The organism is Streptomyces sp. MMCC 100, from assembly GCF_041538145.2.
Lineage (GTDB): Bacteria > Actinomycetota > Actinomycetes > Streptomycetales > Streptomycetaceae > Streptomyces.
Genome location: NZ_JBGORK020000001.1, coordinates 1,842,508 through 1,858,186, shown reverse-complemented (window position 1 = coordinate 1,858,186; position 15,679 = coordinate 1,842,508). Strand labels below are relative to the sequence as shown.

Annotated in this window: 15 protein-coding genes; 10 read left to right on the top strand and 5 right to left on the bottom strand. The window is 73.7% G+C overall.

The annotated features are described in order from the left end of the window. The first annotated feature begins 32 nt into the window (after positions 1 to 32). The 5 genes from cobM to cobC are packed head-to-tail and all read left to right on the top strand — an operon-like array spanning position 33 to position 5,898. On the top strand, positions 33 to 905 hold the full coding sequence (gene cobM / locus ABS735_RS08490) for a precorrin-4 C(11)-methyltransferase (RefSeq protein WP_373902256.1): 873 nt from the start codon (positions 33 to 35) through the stop codon (positions 903 to 905). Continuing rightward, positions 902 to 2,140, top strand: a complete 1,239-nt coding sequence (cbiE, locus tag ABS735_RS08485; protein ID WP_373902255.1) for a precorrin-6y C5,15-methyltransferase (decarboxylating) subunit CbiE — start codon at positions 902 to 904, stop codon at positions 2,138 to 2,140. The genes cobM and cbiE overlap by 4 nt, the downstream gene beginning before the upstream one ends. After that, on the top strand, positions 2,137 to 3,906 hold the full coding sequence (gene cobJ / locus ABS735_RS08480) for a precorrin-3B C(17)-methyltransferase (RefSeq protein WP_373902254.1): 1,770 nt from the start codon (positions 2,137 to 2,139) through the stop codon (positions 3,904 to 3,906). Before cbiE ends, cobJ begins: the two co-directional genes overlap by 4 nt. After that, entirely contained in the window at positions 3,903 to 4,820 is a 918-nt protein-coding gene (locus tag ABS735_RS08475) for a sirohydrochlorin chelatase (protein ID WP_373902253.1), read from the top strand. Before cobJ ends, ABS735_RS08475 begins: the two co-directional genes overlap by 4 nt. After that, the gene (gene cobC, locus ABS735_RS08470; RefSeq protein WP_373902252.1) at positions 4,792 to 5,898 is read left to right on the top strand and encodes an Rv2231c family histidinol phosphate aminotransferase CobC; all 1,107 of its coding nucleotides are present in this window, start codon (positions 4,792 to 4,794) and stop codon (positions 5,896 to 5,898) included. The genes ABS735_RS08475 and cobC overlap by 29 nt, the downstream gene beginning before the upstream one ends. A gap of 37 nt (positions 5,899 to 5,935) precedes the next feature. On the opposite strand, the gene ABS735_RS08465 is transcribed toward cobC, so the two are convergent. From ABS735_RS08465 to ABS735_RS08455, 3 genes are all read right to left on the bottom strand, one after another. Continuing rightward, entirely contained in the window at positions 5,936 to 6,904 is a 969-nt protein-coding gene (locus ABS735_RS08465) for an SCO1860 family LAETG-anchored protein (RefSeq protein ID WP_373902251.1), read from the bottom strand. 197 nt (positions 6,905 to 7,101) lie between these two features. Further along, a complete protein-coding gene (locus ABS735_RS08460; protein ID WP_373902250.1) occupies positions 7,102 to 8,193 on the bottom strand; it encodes an amidohydrolase family protein in 1,092 nt (363 codons plus the stop codon). A 43-nt stretch (positions 8,194 to 8,236) separates the two neighbouring features. Then, positions 8,237 to 8,719, bottom strand: coding sequence for a hypothetical protein (locus ABS735_RS08455; protein WP_373902249.1), 483 nt, complete (start codon positions 8,717 to 8,719; stop codon positions 8,237 to 8,239). A gap of 181 nt (positions 8,720 to 8,900) precedes the next feature. Here ABS735_RS08455 and ABS735_RS08450 point away from each other — a divergent pair, with 181 nt between their 5' ends. The 5 genes from ABS735_RS08450 (at position 8,901) to thpD (ending at position 13,693) form a co-directional block, all read left to right on the top strand. Further along, complete coding sequence (locus ABS735_RS08450) at positions 8,901 to 10,049, top strand: pyridoxal-phosphate-dependent aminotransferase family protein (protein ID WP_373902248.1); 1,149 nt, start codon at positions 8,901 to 8,903, stop codon at positions 10,047 to 10,049. A 329-nt stretch (positions 10,050 to 10,378) separates the two neighbouring features. Continuing rightward, on the top strand, positions 10,379 to 10,891 hold the full coding sequence (ectA, locus tag ABS735_RS08445; protein WP_373902246.1) for a diaminobutyrate acetyltransferase: 513 nt from the start codon (positions 10,379 to 10,381) through the stop codon (positions 10,889 to 10,891). Between the two features lie 130 nt (positions 10,892 to 11,021). Further along, positions 11,022 to 12,293: a diaminobutyrate--2-oxoglutarate transaminase gene (gene ectB, locus ABS735_RS08440; RefSeq protein WP_373902245.1), complete on the top strand. Its 1,272-nt coding sequence runs from the start codon at positions 11,022 to 11,024 to the stop codon at positions 12,291 to 12,293. Between the two features lie 98 nt (positions 12,294 to 12,391). Continuing rightward, positions 12,392 to 12,790, top strand: a complete 399-nt coding sequence (locus ABS735_RS08435) for an ectoine synthase (RefSeq protein ID WP_003976954.1) — start codon at positions 12,392 to 12,394, stop codon at positions 12,788 to 12,790. Positions 12,791 to 12,796: 6 nt separating this feature from the next. After that, complete coding sequence (gene thpD / locus ABS735_RS08430) at positions 12,797 to 13,693, top strand: ectoine hydroxylase (RefSeq protein WP_373902244.1); 897 nt, start codon at positions 12,797 to 12,799, stop codon at positions 13,691 to 13,693. A 95-nt stretch (positions 13,694 to 13,788) separates the two neighbouring features. Here the strand turns inward: thpD and ABS735_RS08425 are convergent, their stop codons facing one another. Next, positions 13,789 to 14,883, bottom strand: a complete 1,095-nt coding sequence (locus ABS735_RS08425) for an aminotransferase class V-fold PLP-dependent enzyme (protein WP_373902243.1) — start codon at positions 14,881 to 14,883, stop codon at positions 13,789 to 13,791. A gap of 71 nt (positions 14,884 to 14,954) precedes the next feature. Beyond that, entirely contained in the window at positions 14,955 to 15,668 is a 714-nt protein-coding gene (locus ABS735_RS08420; RefSeq protein ID WP_373902241.1) for a DsbA family oxidoreductase, read from the bottom strand. Between the last annotated feature and the right edge of the window lie 11 nt (positions 15,669 to 15,679).

Genomic DNA, 15,679 nt, shown 5'->3' with positions numbered 1-15,679 from the left:
TGCGCAGGATGCACAGGAGAGGACCGAAAACGATGGATTCCGAGGCTTCCGTGGCTTCCGTGGCGTCCGTGGGTTCCACGGGTCCCGACGCCGGGGCGCGGGCCGGCAGGGTGACCTTCGTCGGTGCCGGTCCCGGCGCCGCCGACCTGCTGACGTTCCGTGCGGCGCGTGCCATCGCCGAGGCGGACGTGGTGATCTGGGCGGCGAGCCTCGTCCAGGCGGAGGTGCTCCAGCACGCGCGGGAGGGCGCCGAGGTGCTGGACTCGGCGACGATGTCCCTGGAGGACGTCGTCGCCGTCTACCGGCGGGCGCGGGAGGAAGGGCTGCGGGTGGCTCGCATCCACTCGGGCGACCCGGCGCTGTGGGGCGGCACGCAGGAGCAGCTCGACCGGTGCGCGGAGATCGGCATCGCGACCGAGGTGGTGCCCGGCGTCTCCGCGTTCTCCGCCGTCGCCGCGCTCGCGCAGCGCGAGCTGACCATCCCGGAGGTCGCGCAGTCCGTGGTCCTCACCCGGCTCGGCGGGGGCAAGACGCCGATGCCGCCCGGGGAGGAGGTCCGCGAGTTCGCGAAGCACGGCACGACCATGGCGGTCTTCCTGTCGGCGGCGCGCAGCGGCCAGCTGGTGCGGGAGCTGCTGGAGGGCGGTTATCCGACCGACACGCCGGTCGTCGTCGCCTACCAGGCCACCTGGCCGGAGGAGCTGGTCGTGCGGTGCACGATCGGGACGCTGGAGGAGACGGTCAAGGAGCACAAGCTCTGGAAGCACACCCTGTTCCTGGTCGGCCCGGCCCTCGACGCGCACGGCACCCGCTCGCACCTCTACCACCCGGGGCACTTCCACGGCTATCGCAGGGCCGACCCCGAGGCGCGCCGCGAACTGCGCTCGCGGGGTGCGAGCACGTGATCACCGTCGTCGGGATGGGCGCCTCCGGCGCGGCGCCCGCCGGGGACGTCGCCGCGGGCGCGGAACTGGTCGTCGGCGGACGGCGGCACCTGGACGCCGTACGGCTGCCGGAGGGGGCCGACACGGTCGTCCTCGGGGCGTTGGCGCCCGCCCTGGACGCGGTCGCGGAGTACGTCGCCGAGCAGCGGCCGGTGACCGTGCTGGCCTCCGGTGATCCGGGGTTCTTCGGGATCGTGCGGGCGCTGGCCGAGCGGTTCGGGCCGGAGCGGCTGGACGTGCGGCCCGGGGTCTCCTCCGTCGCCGCGGCCTTCGCGCAGGTGGGGCTGCCGTGGGACGACGCCGTGGTGGCGAGCGCGCACGGGCGGGACCTGCGGACGGCGGTGCACCTGTGCCGGGCGCACCCGAAGGTCGCCGTGCTGACCGGCCCCGGGGCGGGTCCGGCGGAGCTGGGGGCCGCGCTCGGGTCCGACGGGCGGGTGTTCGTCGTCGCCTCCGCGCTGGGCTCGGCCGGGGAGCGCGTGGAACGCGTGACGCCCGCCGAGGCCGCCGCCCGGGACTGGGGGGCGGCGGTGAGCGTGGTGCTGTGCCTGGACGAGGCGCGGGCGCTGGGGCCGGTGCGGGCGGTCGCGGGGACGCGGCCGGGGCCCGCGGGATGGGCGCTGGACGAGGCGGAGTTCGCCCACCGCGACTCCATGATCACCAAGTTCGAGGTGCGGGCGCTGGCGCTCGCCCGCCTCGGGCCGCGCCCCGGTGACCTGGTGTGGGACGTCGGCGCGGGCTCCGGGTCCGTGGCCGTGGAGTGCGCGCGGCTGGGCGCCGCCGTCACCGCCGTCGAGAAGACGCCGGACGGTGTCGGACGGGTCCGCGCCAACGCCGCCGCGCACGGCGTCGACGTGCGGGTGGTGCACGGGGCGGCGCCCGCGGTGCTGTCGGATCTGGGCGAAGACCCCGACGCCGTGTTCGTGGGCGGCGGCGGGCGCGAACTGCCCGCGATCGTCGCCGAGTGCGCGCGTCGGGCCCGGCGCGCCGTGGTCGTCGCCGTGGCCGCGCTCGACCGGGTGCCGGAGGCCCGCGAGGCGCTGCTCGGCGCCGGTCTCGAGTGCGACGGGGTGCTGCTGCAGTCGTCGCGGCTCGCGCCGCTGCCGGGGGACGTGACCCGGCTCGCGGCCACCAATCCCGTCTTCCTGCTGTGGGGCGTGAGGCCGCACAGCCGTACCGAAGGAGTTGCCCCTTGATCGGGCTCATTTCCGCCACGGCGGCGGGAGCGGCGGCGCGGGACCGGCTGGCCGCGGCGTGGCCGGAGCGCACGCGGGTGTACGAGGGTCCCGTCGCGGACGCCGTGCGGGCCGCGTTCGCCGAGTGCGAGCGGCTGGTGTGCTTCCTGGCCACGGGCGCCGTGGTCCGGCTCGTGGCGCCGTTGCTGGACGACAAGCGGACCGACCCGGGGGTGGTGTGCGTCGACGAGGGCGGGCGGTTCGCCGTGTCGTTGGTCGGCGGGCACGGCGGCGGCGCGAACGAACTGGCCCGCGCGGTGGGCGAGGTGCTGGGCGCGGAGCCGGTGGTGACGACGGCGACCGACGCCGTGGGGCTGGCCGGTCTGGACACGCTCGGGCTGCCCGCCGAGGGCGACGTCGCCGGGGTCTCGCGGGCCCTGCTGGACGGCGAGCCGGTGGCTCTGCGGGCGGCGGTGGCCTGGCCGCTGCCGCCGCTGCCGGTCGCGGCCGACGAGGCGGAGGTGGCGTACACGATCCGGGTGACGGACCGTGCGGTGGAACCGGCCGAGCGTGAGGTGGTCCTGCGTCCGCCGTCCCTGGTCGTCGGTGTCGGCGCGTCCAGGGGTGCGCCGGTGGACGAGGTGCTCGGGCTGGTGGAGGCCGCCCTGCGCGAGGCGGGGCTGTCCGCCGCGTCGGTCGCCGAGCTGGCCACCGTGGACGCCAAGGCCGGGGAGCCCGGGATCGTCGGGGCCGCCGAGCGGCTGGGCGTGCCCCTGGTGACGTATCCGGCCGGCGAGCTGGCGGGCGTCGAGGTGCCCAACCCCTCCGACGCGCCGCTCGCGGCCGTGGGCACCCCGTCGGTCGCGGAGGCGGCGGCGCTGGTGCGCGGGGGCGAACTCCTCGTGCCCAAGCGGAAGTCGGCGGCGGTGCCCGCGATGGCGACGTGCGCGGTCGTACGGCGTCCCGGGCGGGGGCGGCTCGCGGTGGTCGGGCTCGGTCCCGGCGCCCGGGACCTGATGACGCCGCGGGCGCGGGCGGAGCTGCGGCGGGCGTCGGTGCTGGTGGGGCTCGACCAGTACGTCGACCAGATCCGTGATCTGCTGCGGCCCGGCACCCGGGTGCTGGAGTCGGGGCTCGGCGCGGAGGAGGAGCGGGCCCGGACGGCGGTCGAGGAGGCGCGGCGCGGGCACGCCGTCGCGCTGATCGGCAGCGGGGACGCCGGGGTCTACGCCATGGCCTCGCCCGCGCTGGCCGAGGCGTCCGACCACATCGACGTGGTCGGCGTCCCGGGCGTGACGGCGGCACTGGCGGCCGGGGCGATCCTGGGCGCGCCGCTGGGCCACGACCACGTGTCGATCAGCCTGTCCGACCTGCACACGCCGTGGGAGGTCATCGAGCGCCGGGTGCGGGCGGCGGCCCAGGCGGACCTCGTCGTGACGTTCTACAACCCGCGCAGCCGGGGCCGCGACTGGCAGCTGCCGAAGGCGCTCGCGATCCTCGCCGAGCACCGGGAGCCGACGACTCCGGTGGGTGTCGTGCGCAACGCGTCGCGCGCCGACGAGTCGAGCCGCCTGTCCACGCTCGCCGCTCTCGACCCGGCGACCGTCGACATGATGACGGTCGTGACGGTGGGCAACACCGCGACCCGGGAGATCGCCGGGCGCATGGTGACGCCGCGCGGCTACCGCTGGCAGGAGGACCCGGCCACCCGCCGCTCCCCTGCCCCTTCTTCCCGGACCTCCGCGTCCGGGACGGCCGAATCCGAGAAACCCGAGGAGAACCTGTGACGACCCCGCCCGCCCTGCTCATCGCCGGACACGGCACCCGGGACGAGGCCGGAGCCGAGGCGTTCCGCGACTTCGTGCGCGAGCTGGGCCGACGCCACCCCGAACTGCCCGTCGCGGGCGGCTTCATCGAGCTGTCCCCGCCGCCGCTGGGCGAGGCGGTCGCCGAGCTGGTCGAGCGCGGTGTGCGCCGCTTCGCGGCGGTGCCGCTGATGCTGGTGTCCGCCGGGCACGCCAAGGGCGACATCCCCGCGGCCCTGTCCCGCGAGCAGGAGCGCCACCCCGGCATCTCCTACACGTACGGGCGCCCGCTGGGCCCGCACCCCGCGCTGCTGCGGGTGCTGGAGCGGCGGCTGGCGGCGGCCGTCGATCCCTCCTGGGACCCCGCCGAGGTGACCGTGCTGCTGGTCGGGCGCGGGTCGACCGATCCGGACGCCAACGCCGAGGTGTTCAAGGCGGCGCGGCTGCTGTGGGAGGGGCGCGGTTACGCGGCCGTGGAGACGGCGTTCGTGTCGCTGGCGAAGCCCGACGTGCCGGGCGGCCTGGACCGGTGTGCGCGGCTGGGGGCGCGGCGGGTCGTCGTGCTGCCGTACTTCCTGTTCACCGGCATCCTCCCGGACCGGGTCCGGCGGCAGACCGAGGAGTGGGCCGCCGCGCACCCGGAGACCGAGGTGCGGTCGGCGGACGTCATCGGCCCCGAGCCGGAGCTGCTCGACCTGGTGTGGGAGCGGTACGAGGAGGCGGTGAAGGGCGATCTGCGGATGAACTGCGACAGCTGCGTGTACCGGATCGCGCTGCCGGGGTTCGAGGACAAGGTGGGGCTGCCGCAGCAGCCGCACTTCCACCCCGACGACGACGGGGATCACCACCACGGGCACCATCACGGGCATGGACACGCACACTCCCACGCACACTGAGACCGGTTCCGCCGCCGGGACCGCTCCCGGCGGCCCGGACCTGCGGCACCACGGGGACGCCGAGGTGCGCGACGACGGTTCGACGCTGGTGGACCTCGCGGTGAACGTCCGCACCGGCACTCCCCCGGCCTGGCTGCGTGAGCACGTCGCCGCCTCGCTCGGCTCGCTCGCCGCCTACCCGGACGGGCGGGCCGCTCGGGCGGCGGTGGCGGCGCGGCACGGGCTGCCGGTGGAGCGGGCGCTGCTGACGGCGGGCGCGGCGGAGGCGTTCGTGCTGCTGGCGCGGGCGCTCAAGGTGCGCCGGCCGGTCGTGGTGCACCCCCAGTTCACCGAGCCCGAGGCGGCGCTGCGGGACGCGGGGCACACGGTCGACCGGGTGCTGCTGCGGGCGTCGGACGGCTTCCGGCTCGATCCTGCGGCCGTACCGGAGGACGCCGACCTGGTGGTGGTCGGCAACCCGACGAACCCGACCTCGGTGCTGCACCCGGCGGACGTGCTGGCGTCGCTGGCCCGGCCCGGGCGGACGCTGGTCGTGGACGAGGCGTTCATGGACGCGGTGCCGGGTGAGCGGGAGGCGCTGGCCGGGCGGACGGACGTGCCCGGCCTTGTCGTGCTGCGCAGCCTCACCAAGACGTGGGGGCTGGCGGGGCTGCGCATCGGGTACGTCCTGGCGGACCCGGAGACGGTCGGCGCGCTGGAGCGCGCCCAGCCGCTGTGGCCGGTGTCCACGCCCGCGCTGGCGGCGGCCGAGGCGTGTGTGGCGCCGCGGGCGCTGGCGGAGGCCGCCCACGCCGCCCACCGCATCGCCGCCGACCGGGCCCGTCTCGTCGCCGGGCTGGCGGAGTTCGCCGGTGCCGGGCTTCGGGTCGTCGGACCGGCCGAGGGCCCCTTCGTCCTGGTCCGTGTCCCGGGCGGCGCCGGCGTACGGCACCGGTTGCGCGGCCTGGGGTACGCGGTGCGGCGCGGGGACACGTTCCCGGGGCTGGGCGAGGAGTGGCTGCGTCTGGCGGTACGGGACGGGGCTACGACGGACGGCTTCCTGGGGGCGTTGGAGCGGGCGGTGACGGAACCGGCCTGAGGCGTACGTCGTACGGCCCCGGCCGGTCCCGTCGCGGTCAGCCTCGCTTGCGCCGGGCCAGCACCAGTGCTCCGCCGCCCGCCAGGACCAGGGCCGCGGCGCCGGCCGCGAGGTACGGGGTCGACGAGCTGCCGCCGGTCTCGGCCAGGTCGGCCTCGGTGCGGGCGCCCTGGGCCTTCACGTCGGCGGCCGGTTCGGCGGCGGGGTCGGCGTCCTGGCCCGCGTCCTGCTCGGCCGGGGGCTCGTCGGCCTTCGCCGGGGGCTGCCCGGCCTCGTCCGCCGGGGCGGCCGGGGACTCGCAGGTCGCCTCGGCCAGGGTGACGGTGCCGTCGACCTCGGCGACGTTCAGGTCGAGGGGGTTGACGGAGACCTTGAGTTCGAGCGCGGTGGCGGCGGCCGTGCGCGAGGTGGTCTCCTCCTTCGAGAGGTCGAGCCGTACCTCGCCGACGCCGGGCACCTTCACCTCGGTCGTGCCGCCGGTGGTCAGCGTGACCTTCTTGCCGAGGACCGTCACCGGGCCCAGCAGGTCGGCGTCGGCGACCGGCTTCTTCCCGGCCTCGCAGGTCGCCGTGGAGGTGACCTCCTGGACCTCGATCACCGACAGCAGCGGCAGGCCGGGGACGTGGAGCCTGGCGCGGGCCAGCGTGGTGGAGCCCTCGCTCTTGTCGGCGGTGGCCGTCGCCTTGGCCTCGGCGACGTCGGCGCGCAGGACGCTGAAGGGCTTTCCGCCGTCGACGCCGTCCAGCCGGGCGGTGAGCGCGGTCTTCTCGGCGCTCTCGGGTGCCTGCACCTCGTTGAGGGTGACCGCGAGCGGGACGTTCACGGTCTTGTCGAGCAGGGAGACGTCGAGCCCGGTGCGCAGGACGGTGGCGCTCGCGCGGCCGTGGTCGCCGGTCGCGTGGGCGGATCCCGCCCCGGCCAGGGTCGCGGGACCCGCGGCCAGGGCCGTGGCCGCCGCGACGGTGGCGAGACGGCGTGCGGGCATGCGGAAGGTGTTGCCGTTCAAGGTGGTGGGACCCCCAGTGAGACATGCGTGCGGGGCACGCATGAGCGACGTGCTTGGGACCCGGACAGAATCTCCCCGCGTCCGCCGAACCGTCAGCGAACCCGGGGCACTTCACCCCTTCGTGGGGTTTTGGCGAATCTATTCGAATCTTCTTCGCGTCTCCCTGCACGGGTGTTCCCCGGCATCACTCCCGTCGGCTAACCGACGACCCGCCCGTTGAGCACCACCCGGCGCGGAGCGCCCAGCACGCGCACATCCGCGCGCGGGTCCTGTTCGTACACCACCAGGTCCGCGGGTGCGCCCTCGTCCAGGCCGGGGCGGCCGAGCCAGCGCCGGGCGGCCCAGGTCGCCGCGGCGAGCGCCTCGACGGGCGGGATGCCCGCGGTGACCAGCTCCGCCACCTCGGCCCCGGCCAGTCCGTGGGCGAGGGCGCCGCCCGCGTCGGTGCCGACGAAGACCGGGATGCCGGCGTCGTAGGCGCCCCGCACCGTGTCGTAGCGGCGTTCGTGGAGCCGGCGCATGTGGGCCGACCAGCGCGGGAACCGGGTCTCGCCGCCGGCGGCCAGCGCGGGGAAGGTGGCGATGTTGACGAGCGTGGGCACGATGGCGACGCCGCGCTCGGCGAAGAGGGGGATGGTGTCGTCGGTCAGCCCCGTGGCGTGCTCGACGCAGTCGATGCCGGCCTCGACCAGGTCCCGCAGGGAGTCCTCGGCGAAGCAGTGCGCGGTGACGCGGGCGCCCAGGCGGTGGGCCTGAGCGATGGCCGCCTCGACCGCGCCGCGCGGCCAGCAGGCCGACAGGTCGCCGAGGTCGCGGTCGATCCAGTCGCCGACCAGCTTCACCCAGCCGTCACCGCGCCGGGCCTCCTGGGCGACGTAGGCGACGAGGTCCTCGGGTTCGACCTCCCAGGCGTAGTTGCGGATGTAGCGGCGGGTGCGGGCGATGTGCCGGCCGGCCCGGATGATCTTCGGGAGGTCCTCGCGGTCGTCGATCCAGCGGGTGTCGGAGGGCGAGCCCGCGTCACGGATGAGGAGGGTGCCCGCCTCCCGGTCGGTCAGCGCCTGCTTCTCGGCGACGTCCGCCGGGACGGCCCCGTGCTGGTCGAGGCCGACGTGGCAGTGCGCGTCGACCAGGCCGGGCAGCGCCCACCCCTCGACGGTGCGGACGTCGGCGGCGCCCGTGGGGCGGTCGTACGAGATCCGTCCGTCGATCACCCACAACTCGTCCCGGACCTCTTCCGGTCCGACGAGCACCCGACCCTTCACGTGCAGCACCGTGCGATCGCTCATGCCCCGCACCTTAAATGGTGCCCGCACGGGTGTCCGGGGCCGGTCACGGGCCACCGCTCCGCGCCGCCGCGCGGGCGCGCCGCTCGGTCGCGTACCCGGCCGCCACGGCGCTCGCGACGGCGGTGAGGGCGAGGACGGCGGTGGCGGGGTTGACGTAGCCGGGGACGTCGTCGCTGGTGTACTCGCCGCCGTCGGTGGTCTCGCAGACGAAGCCCAGGGGCAGGAAGGAGACCGACTGGTCGATGACGTGGAGGGCGCGCTGCTCGTACCCGGGCATGCGGCAGGGTGGCGCCGGTGCGGAGCCCGCGCCGCCGTTCGACGCCATGACGGCGCCGGTCACGTGCAGGAGCCCCCAGGCGTACGCCGCGACGGCCGCCGCACCGGCGAACGCGGCGAGGGCGTGCAGCGTCGGCCCGGCGCCCGGCCCCCGGGCGCGGCGGGCGGCGAGGACGCTCGCGCCGTGGCCGGTCAGACCGACGGCCGACACCACGGCGACCACGACGACCAGCAGGAGTACGAGGAACACGGGGCCAGTCCATCAGGTGGTGACCGCCTCGGCTGTGACGGAACCCACAATTCCGGGCGTGGGGGTGTCGCAACGGAAGCCCTCCGGCGCGAGTGCCGGCGGGTGCCATGGTTACTCTCGACTCCGTACGCGACGTACGCGCGTCCGTACGCGAGCGACGTGCCCGCGTCGCACACCTGTCATGACTGAAGAGAGCACCGCCGTGACCCATCCCTTCCTGGACCTGCCCCCGCTGACCGCCGGCCGTTTCGCCGCGATCGAGGACCGGGTCGCGCGCCTGCTCGGCACCGGGCAGGACGTGGTGGTCATGCAGGGCGAGGCGCTGCTGCCGCTGGAGGGCGCGATCCGCGCCGCCGCGGGTCCCGGCACCGTCGCGTTGAACGTCATCACGGGGCCGTACGGGCAGACCTTCGGGAACTGGCTGCGGGACTGCGGCGCGACCGTGCACGACCTCGCCGTGCCGTTCCGCACGGCCGTCTCCGCCGAGCAGGTCGGCCGCGCCCTCGCCGAGCACCCGGAGACCGACTTCGTGTCCCTGGTGCACGCCGAGGCGGCGACCGGCAACACCAACCCGGTCGCGGAGATCGGCGAGGTGGTGCGGGCCCACGGCGCGCTGTTCTACCTGGACGCGGTGGCCTCCGTGGGTGCCGAGCCGGTGCTGCCGGACGCGTGGGGCGTGGACCTGTGCGTCGTCGGCGCGCAGAAGGCGATGGGCGGCCCGGCCGGCGTGTCGGCGGTGTCGGTGAGCGAGCGGGCGTGGGCGCGGATGGCCGCGAACCCGAACGCTCCGCGGCGGTCGTACCTGTCCCTCCTCGACTGGAAGGAGCGCTGGATCGACGGCGGGCGCAAGGCGCTGCTGCACGCGCCGGCGCAGTTGGAGATGCTCGCGCTCGAGGCGTGCGTCGAGCGCATCGAGGCGGAGTGCCCCGAGACGGTGATGGCGCGGCACGCGTCCGCCGCGGCGGCCACCCGGGCCGGCGCGCTCGCGCTGGGCGGCCTGGAGCCGTACGTGCACGAGGCGAGGGACGCGGCGCCGGTCGCGACGACGCTGCGGACGCCGTCGGACGTCGACGCGTCCGCGCTGGTGGCCCGCGCCCTGGAGTCCGACCCGGCGCTGCCGCTGGCCGCGGGCGGGGGCGCGCTGGCGGGCGAGATGGTCCGGGTCAACCACTACGGCCCGGACGCGACGCGCGGGGCCGTGCAGGGCTGCCTGGCGGCACTGGGTGCCGCGCTGGCCGAGCGGGGCCTGAAGGCCGACCTGGAGGCGGCCCGGCGGGCCGTCGAGGAGGCGTGGGAGCGGCCGGCCGGAACCGGCCCTTCGGAAGGATGAATTCGAGGGAATTCCCGATGCTCACACAAGCAGAATTAAGGAATTCCACTCAGCGCAGCTTCCCGTATTCTTCTGCCCGCTTTCCTCGGGCCTAAACACAACAATTTCACGAGCCCCGATCTTCACATTTCGGGCACGTCTTGCACGGGTTACGCGATTGTGACCCGATCCACACGCCGCCCGTTTTGCGGCTTGCATCCCCTCCAAACCCCCACATAACGCCGCCGCCTCGCGCGGAAGCACGCGCCCGCGTGATAACACACTGGGCGCCCATTTGTAACCCCATCCGGCGATGCAATTTCGAATTTCCCTGGGTAAATTCAATTTGCATGACTGCCGCGCAAGCAGACCTGCAAATCGATCGTCCGAGAGTGGCCGACGGAGCCGCCCTGTGGCGGATAGCGAAGGATTCCAAGGTCCTCGACCTCAACTCCTCCTACAGCTATCTGCTCTGGTGCCGGGACTTCGCCGCCACGTCGGCCGTCGCCCGCGACGAGCGCGGTGAGCCGGTCGGCTTCGTCACCGGATACGTACGTCCGGACCGGCCGGACACCCTGCTCGTGTGGCAGGTGGCGGTGGACGAGGCGTACCGCGGGCGCCGGCTCGCCGCCTCCCTGCTCGACGGGCTGGCCGAGCGGACCGTCGCGGAACGCGGGCTGACCACCCTGGAGACCACCATCTCCCCCGACAACACCGCATCCCAGCGGCTGTTCACCTCGTTCGCCGAGCGCCGTGGCGCCCGGGTGGAGCGCGAGGTGCTGTTCGACACGGACGTGTTCCCCGACGGACCGCACGAGCCCGAGGTCCTGTACCGCATAGGCCCCCTGTCCGCCACCGGCTGACCGAACGGCCGTCCGGACGGCCCGGCACCCCGTGCCAGTCCGGCCCCACAGACTTCCCGGCGGACCGCACCGGTCCCCGGATCCGTACGACCTTCCTCTCCCACCCTCACCCCACGAGGAGCGATTCGTCGTGACCATCACCCAGCCCGACCTCAGCGTCTTCGAGACCGTCGAGTCCGAGGTGCGCAGCTACTGCCGCGGCTGGCCCACCGTCTTCGACCGTGCGGTCGGCAGCCGCATGTACGACGAGGACGGCCACGAGTACCTCGACTTCTTCGCCGGAGCGGGCTCGCTCAACTACGGGCACAACAACGCCGTCCTGAAACGCGCGCTGATCGACTACCTGGAGCGGGACGGCGTCACGCACGGGCTCGACATGTCGACGACCGCCAAGCGCCGCTTCCTGGAGACGTTCCAGAACACCATCCTGCGGCCCCGCGACCTGCCGTACAAGGTCATGTTCCCGGGTCCGACGGGCACCAACGCCGTCGAGTCCGCGCTCAAGCTGGCGCGCAAGGTGAAGGGGCGCGAGTCGATCGTGTCCTTCACCAACGCCTTCCACGGCATGTCGCTGGGCTCCCTCGCGGTGACCGGCAACGCGTTCAAGCGGGCCGGCGCCGGCGTACCGCTGGTGCACGGCACGCCCATGCCGTTCGACAACTACTTCGACGGGACCGTCGAGGACTTCATCTGGTTCGAGCGCCTGCTCGAGGACCAGGGCTCCGGCCTGAACAAGCCGGCCGCCGTGATCGTCGAGACCGTGCAGGGCGAGGGCGGCATCAACGTCGCCCGGGCCGAGTGGCTGCGCGCCCTGGCCGACCTGTGCAAGCGCCAGGACATGCTGCTCATCGTCGACGACATCCAGATGGGCTGCGGCCGTACCGGCGCCTTCTTCTCCTTCGAGGAGGCGGGCATCACGCCGGACATCGTCACCGTCTCCAAGTCGATCAGCGGCTACGGCCTGCCGATGGCGCTGACCCTGTTCAAGCCCGAGCTGGACGTGTGGGAGCCGGGCGAGCACAACGGCACCTTCCGCGGCAACAACCCGGCCTTCGTCACGGCGACCGCCACGCTGGAGGCGTACTGGGCCGACGGGTCGGCGATGGAGAAGCAGACCCGCAAGCGCGGCGAGCAGGTCGAGCAGCACATGATCGCCATCACCGAGGAGAACCTCGCCGACATCAAGGAGTACCGGGGCCGCGGCCTGGTCTGGGGCCTGGAGTTCCACGACAAGGGCCGCGCCGGCCGGGTCGCCAAGCGCGCCTTCGAGCTCGGGCTGCTCATCGAGACGTCCGGCCCCGAGAGCGAGGTCGTCAAGCTGCTGCCGGCGCTCACCATCACGCCCGACGAGCTGGACGAGGGCATGAAGACGCTCGCCCGCGCCGTGCGCGAGACGGCCTGACCGCCCGGCACCACCACTGCTTCCGGCGCCTTCGGCCCGCGCGGCCGAAGGCGCCGGGGACCATTGCACACCCTTCACCTAGGAGGCATCGCAACACCGTGATCGTCCGTTCGTTCAAGGAGTTCGAAGGCACCGACCGGCACGTCAAGAGCGCGTCCGGCACCTGGGAAAGCACCCGGATCGTCCTCGCCAAGGAGAAGGTCGGCTTCTCCGTGCACGAGACGATCCTGTACGCGGGTACGGAGACGTCGATGTGGTACGCCAACCACATCGAGGCCGTCGTCTGCACCAAGGGCGACGCCGAGTTGACCGACCGCGAGACGGGGAAGACGTACCACATCACGCCGGGCACGATGTATCTCCTCGACGGCCACGAGCGGCACACGCTCAAGGTCAAGGAGGACTTCCACTGCATCTGTGTCTTCAACCCGCCCGTCACCGGACGGGAGGATCACGACGAGAACGGCGTCTACCCGCTGCTCACCGAGGAGGTGTGAGTCACCGTGACCACGACCACGAACGTCACTGATCTCTATCCCACCCGCGGCGCCACCGAGGTGGCAACCCCCCGGCAGGACCCGGTGGTCTGGGGCTCCCCGGACACGCCCGGCCCCGTCTCGGCGGGTGACCTCCAGTCCCTGGACCGCGACGGCTTCCTCGCCATCGACCAGCTCATCGCGCCGGACGAGGTCGCCGAGTACCAGCGCGAGCTGGAGCGGCTCACCAACGACCCGGCCATCCGCGCGGACGAACGCTCGATCGTGGAGCCGCAGTCCAAGGAGATCCGGTCGGTCTTCGAGGTGCACAAGATCAGCGAGGTCTTCGCCAAGCTGGTGCGCGACGAGCGCGTGGTCGGGCGGGCCCGGCAGATCCTCGGCTCGGACGTCTACGTCCACCAGTCGCGGATCAACGTCAAGCCGGGCTTCGGGGCCAGCGGCTTCTACTGGCACTCGGACTTCGAGACCTGGCACGCCGAGGACGGCCTGCCCAACATGCGCACGATCTCGGTCTCGATCGCGCTCACCGAGAACTACGACACCAACGGCGGTCTGATGATCATGCCGGGGTCGCACAAGACGTTCCTCGGGTGCGCGGGGGCCACGCCGAAGGACAACTACAAGAAGTCCCTGCAGATGCAGGACGCGGGGACGCCGTCCGACGAGGCGCTGACGAAGATGGCCTCCGAGTACGGCATCAAGCTGTTCACCGGCAAGGCCGGCTCGGCGACCTGGTTCGACTGCAACTGCATGCACGGGTCGGGCGACAACATCACGCCGTTCCCGCGCAGCAACGTGTTCATCGTGTTCAACAGCGTGGAGAACACGGCGGTCGAGCCGTTCGCGGCACCGATCCGACGGCCGGACTTCATTGGGGCGCGGGACTTCACGCCGGTGAAGTGACCCGCATCTGATCTCGGGCAGGGGCCTTTTCGTGTGGGACGGGAGGCCCCTGCCCGATGCTGTTCCGGCCCTGGTCCGATGCCGGTGACGCCGGCTCAGCCCGCCAGCACGTCCAGCAGCCGGTCCACGTCGGCCGCGGTGTTGTACACGTGGAAGGCGGCCCGCAGGTTGCCCGCCCGGTCGGAGACCTGGACGCCGGCCTCGCCCAGCTCGCCCTGCCGGTGGCCGAGACCCGGAACGGACACGATCGCGGAGCCCGGCGCGGGCACCGGCTCGTGACCGAGCGAGCGCACCCCCGCGCGGAACCGGTCGGCGAGCCCGGTGTCGTGGGCGTGCACGGCGTCGACGCCCAGTTCCTCGATCAGGGCCAGGGAGTGCCGGGCGGCGGTGTAGGAGAACAGGGCGGGCGACTCGTCGAACCGCCGGGCGGAGTGCGCGTATTCCTCGACGGGGCCGTAGCAGCTGTCCCAGGGGCGCTCCCCGGTCGCCCACCCGGCGAACAACGGCGTCAGCCCGGCCGCCGCGCCCAGGTCCTCCGGTACGACGAGGAAGGCGACGCCGCGCGGGCAGAGCACCCACTTGTAGCCGACGGCGGTCACGAAGTCGAAGTCGTCCGCGGCCGTCGGCAGCCAGCCGGTCGCCTGGGAGACGTCGATCAGCGTCCGCGTCCCGTGCGCCCGGGCGGCGTCCCGCAGCGAGGCGAGGTCGGCGAGGCGCCCGTCGGCGGACTGCACGGAGCTGACCGCCACGAGCGCGGTGTCCGGGCCCACGGACTCGGCGAGCCGCTCCAGCGGCACGCTGCGCACCTTGAGGTCGCCGCGCCCGTACAGCGGGTTCACCAGGGAGCTGAAGTCGGCCTCAGCGGTGAGGACTTCGGCCCCCCGAGGCAGCGACGCGGCGACGAGCCCGCTGAACGTGGCGACCGACGCGCCGGTCGCGACCCGGGCGGCGGGCACCCCCATGAGGCGGGCGCAGGCGGCCCGGGACGCCTCGACGTCGGCGAACATGTCGAGCGGCTGCCCCTTTGCCGCGGACGCCGCCGCGTCCCGCATGGCGGCGAGGCTCCGGGCGGGGAGCAGTCCGGTGCTGGCGGTGTTCAGGTACGTGGTCTTCGGCGCGAACTCGGTACGGACGAGATTCTCGAAGCTCTCCATGGCACCACTGTGCGGCCCGGTGACATCCCCGTCCATTGCGTATTTCTACGCGGTTCCTCCAAGCACCGCTTATGCACGGCCCCTCACCTGGGGTTACGGCCGACCCTTCACTCCTGAGGCACCGCGCACCCGTCCGGACCGCAGGCCTCCGCGCCCCCGTCGTCGATCAGCTTCAGCGGCGCGCGCTCGCCCCACGCCTGGGTCAGTGCCTGGCTGAAGACCTCGGCGGGCTGGGCGCCCGAGACGCCGTAGGCGCGGTCGAGCACGAAGAACGGCACCCCGGTGGCCCCGAGCCGGGCGGCCTCGCGCTCGTCGGCGCGCACCTCGTCGGCGTAGGCGCCGGGGTCGGCGAGCACCGCGCGGACCTCCCCGGCGTCGAGCCCGGCACCGACGGCCAGTTCCACGAGCCGCTCGTCGTCGTCGAACACGGAGCGCTCGTCGGCGAAGTTGCCCCGGTAGAAGGCGTCGAGGAGCGCCTCGTGCCGTCCCCGTTCCTTGGCGAGGTGCAGCAGCCGGTGCATGTCGAAGGTACTGCCGTGGTCGCGGTCCCGGGTGCGGTAGTCCAGGCCCTCGGCGGCGGCCTGCGCGCCGAGGTTGTCCTCACCGGCCTGCGCCTGCGCCTCGCTCATGCCGTACTTGGCGGTGAGCATCGTGAGCACCGGCTGCACGTCGTCCTTGGCCCGCCCGGGGTCCAGTTCGAACGAGCGGTGGACCACCTCGACCCCGTCCCGGTGCGGGAAGGCCGCGAGCGCCTTCTCGAAGCGGGCCTTGCCCACGTAGCACCAGGGGCAGGCGATGTCGCTCCAGATCTCGACGCGCATGTCTCGGCTCT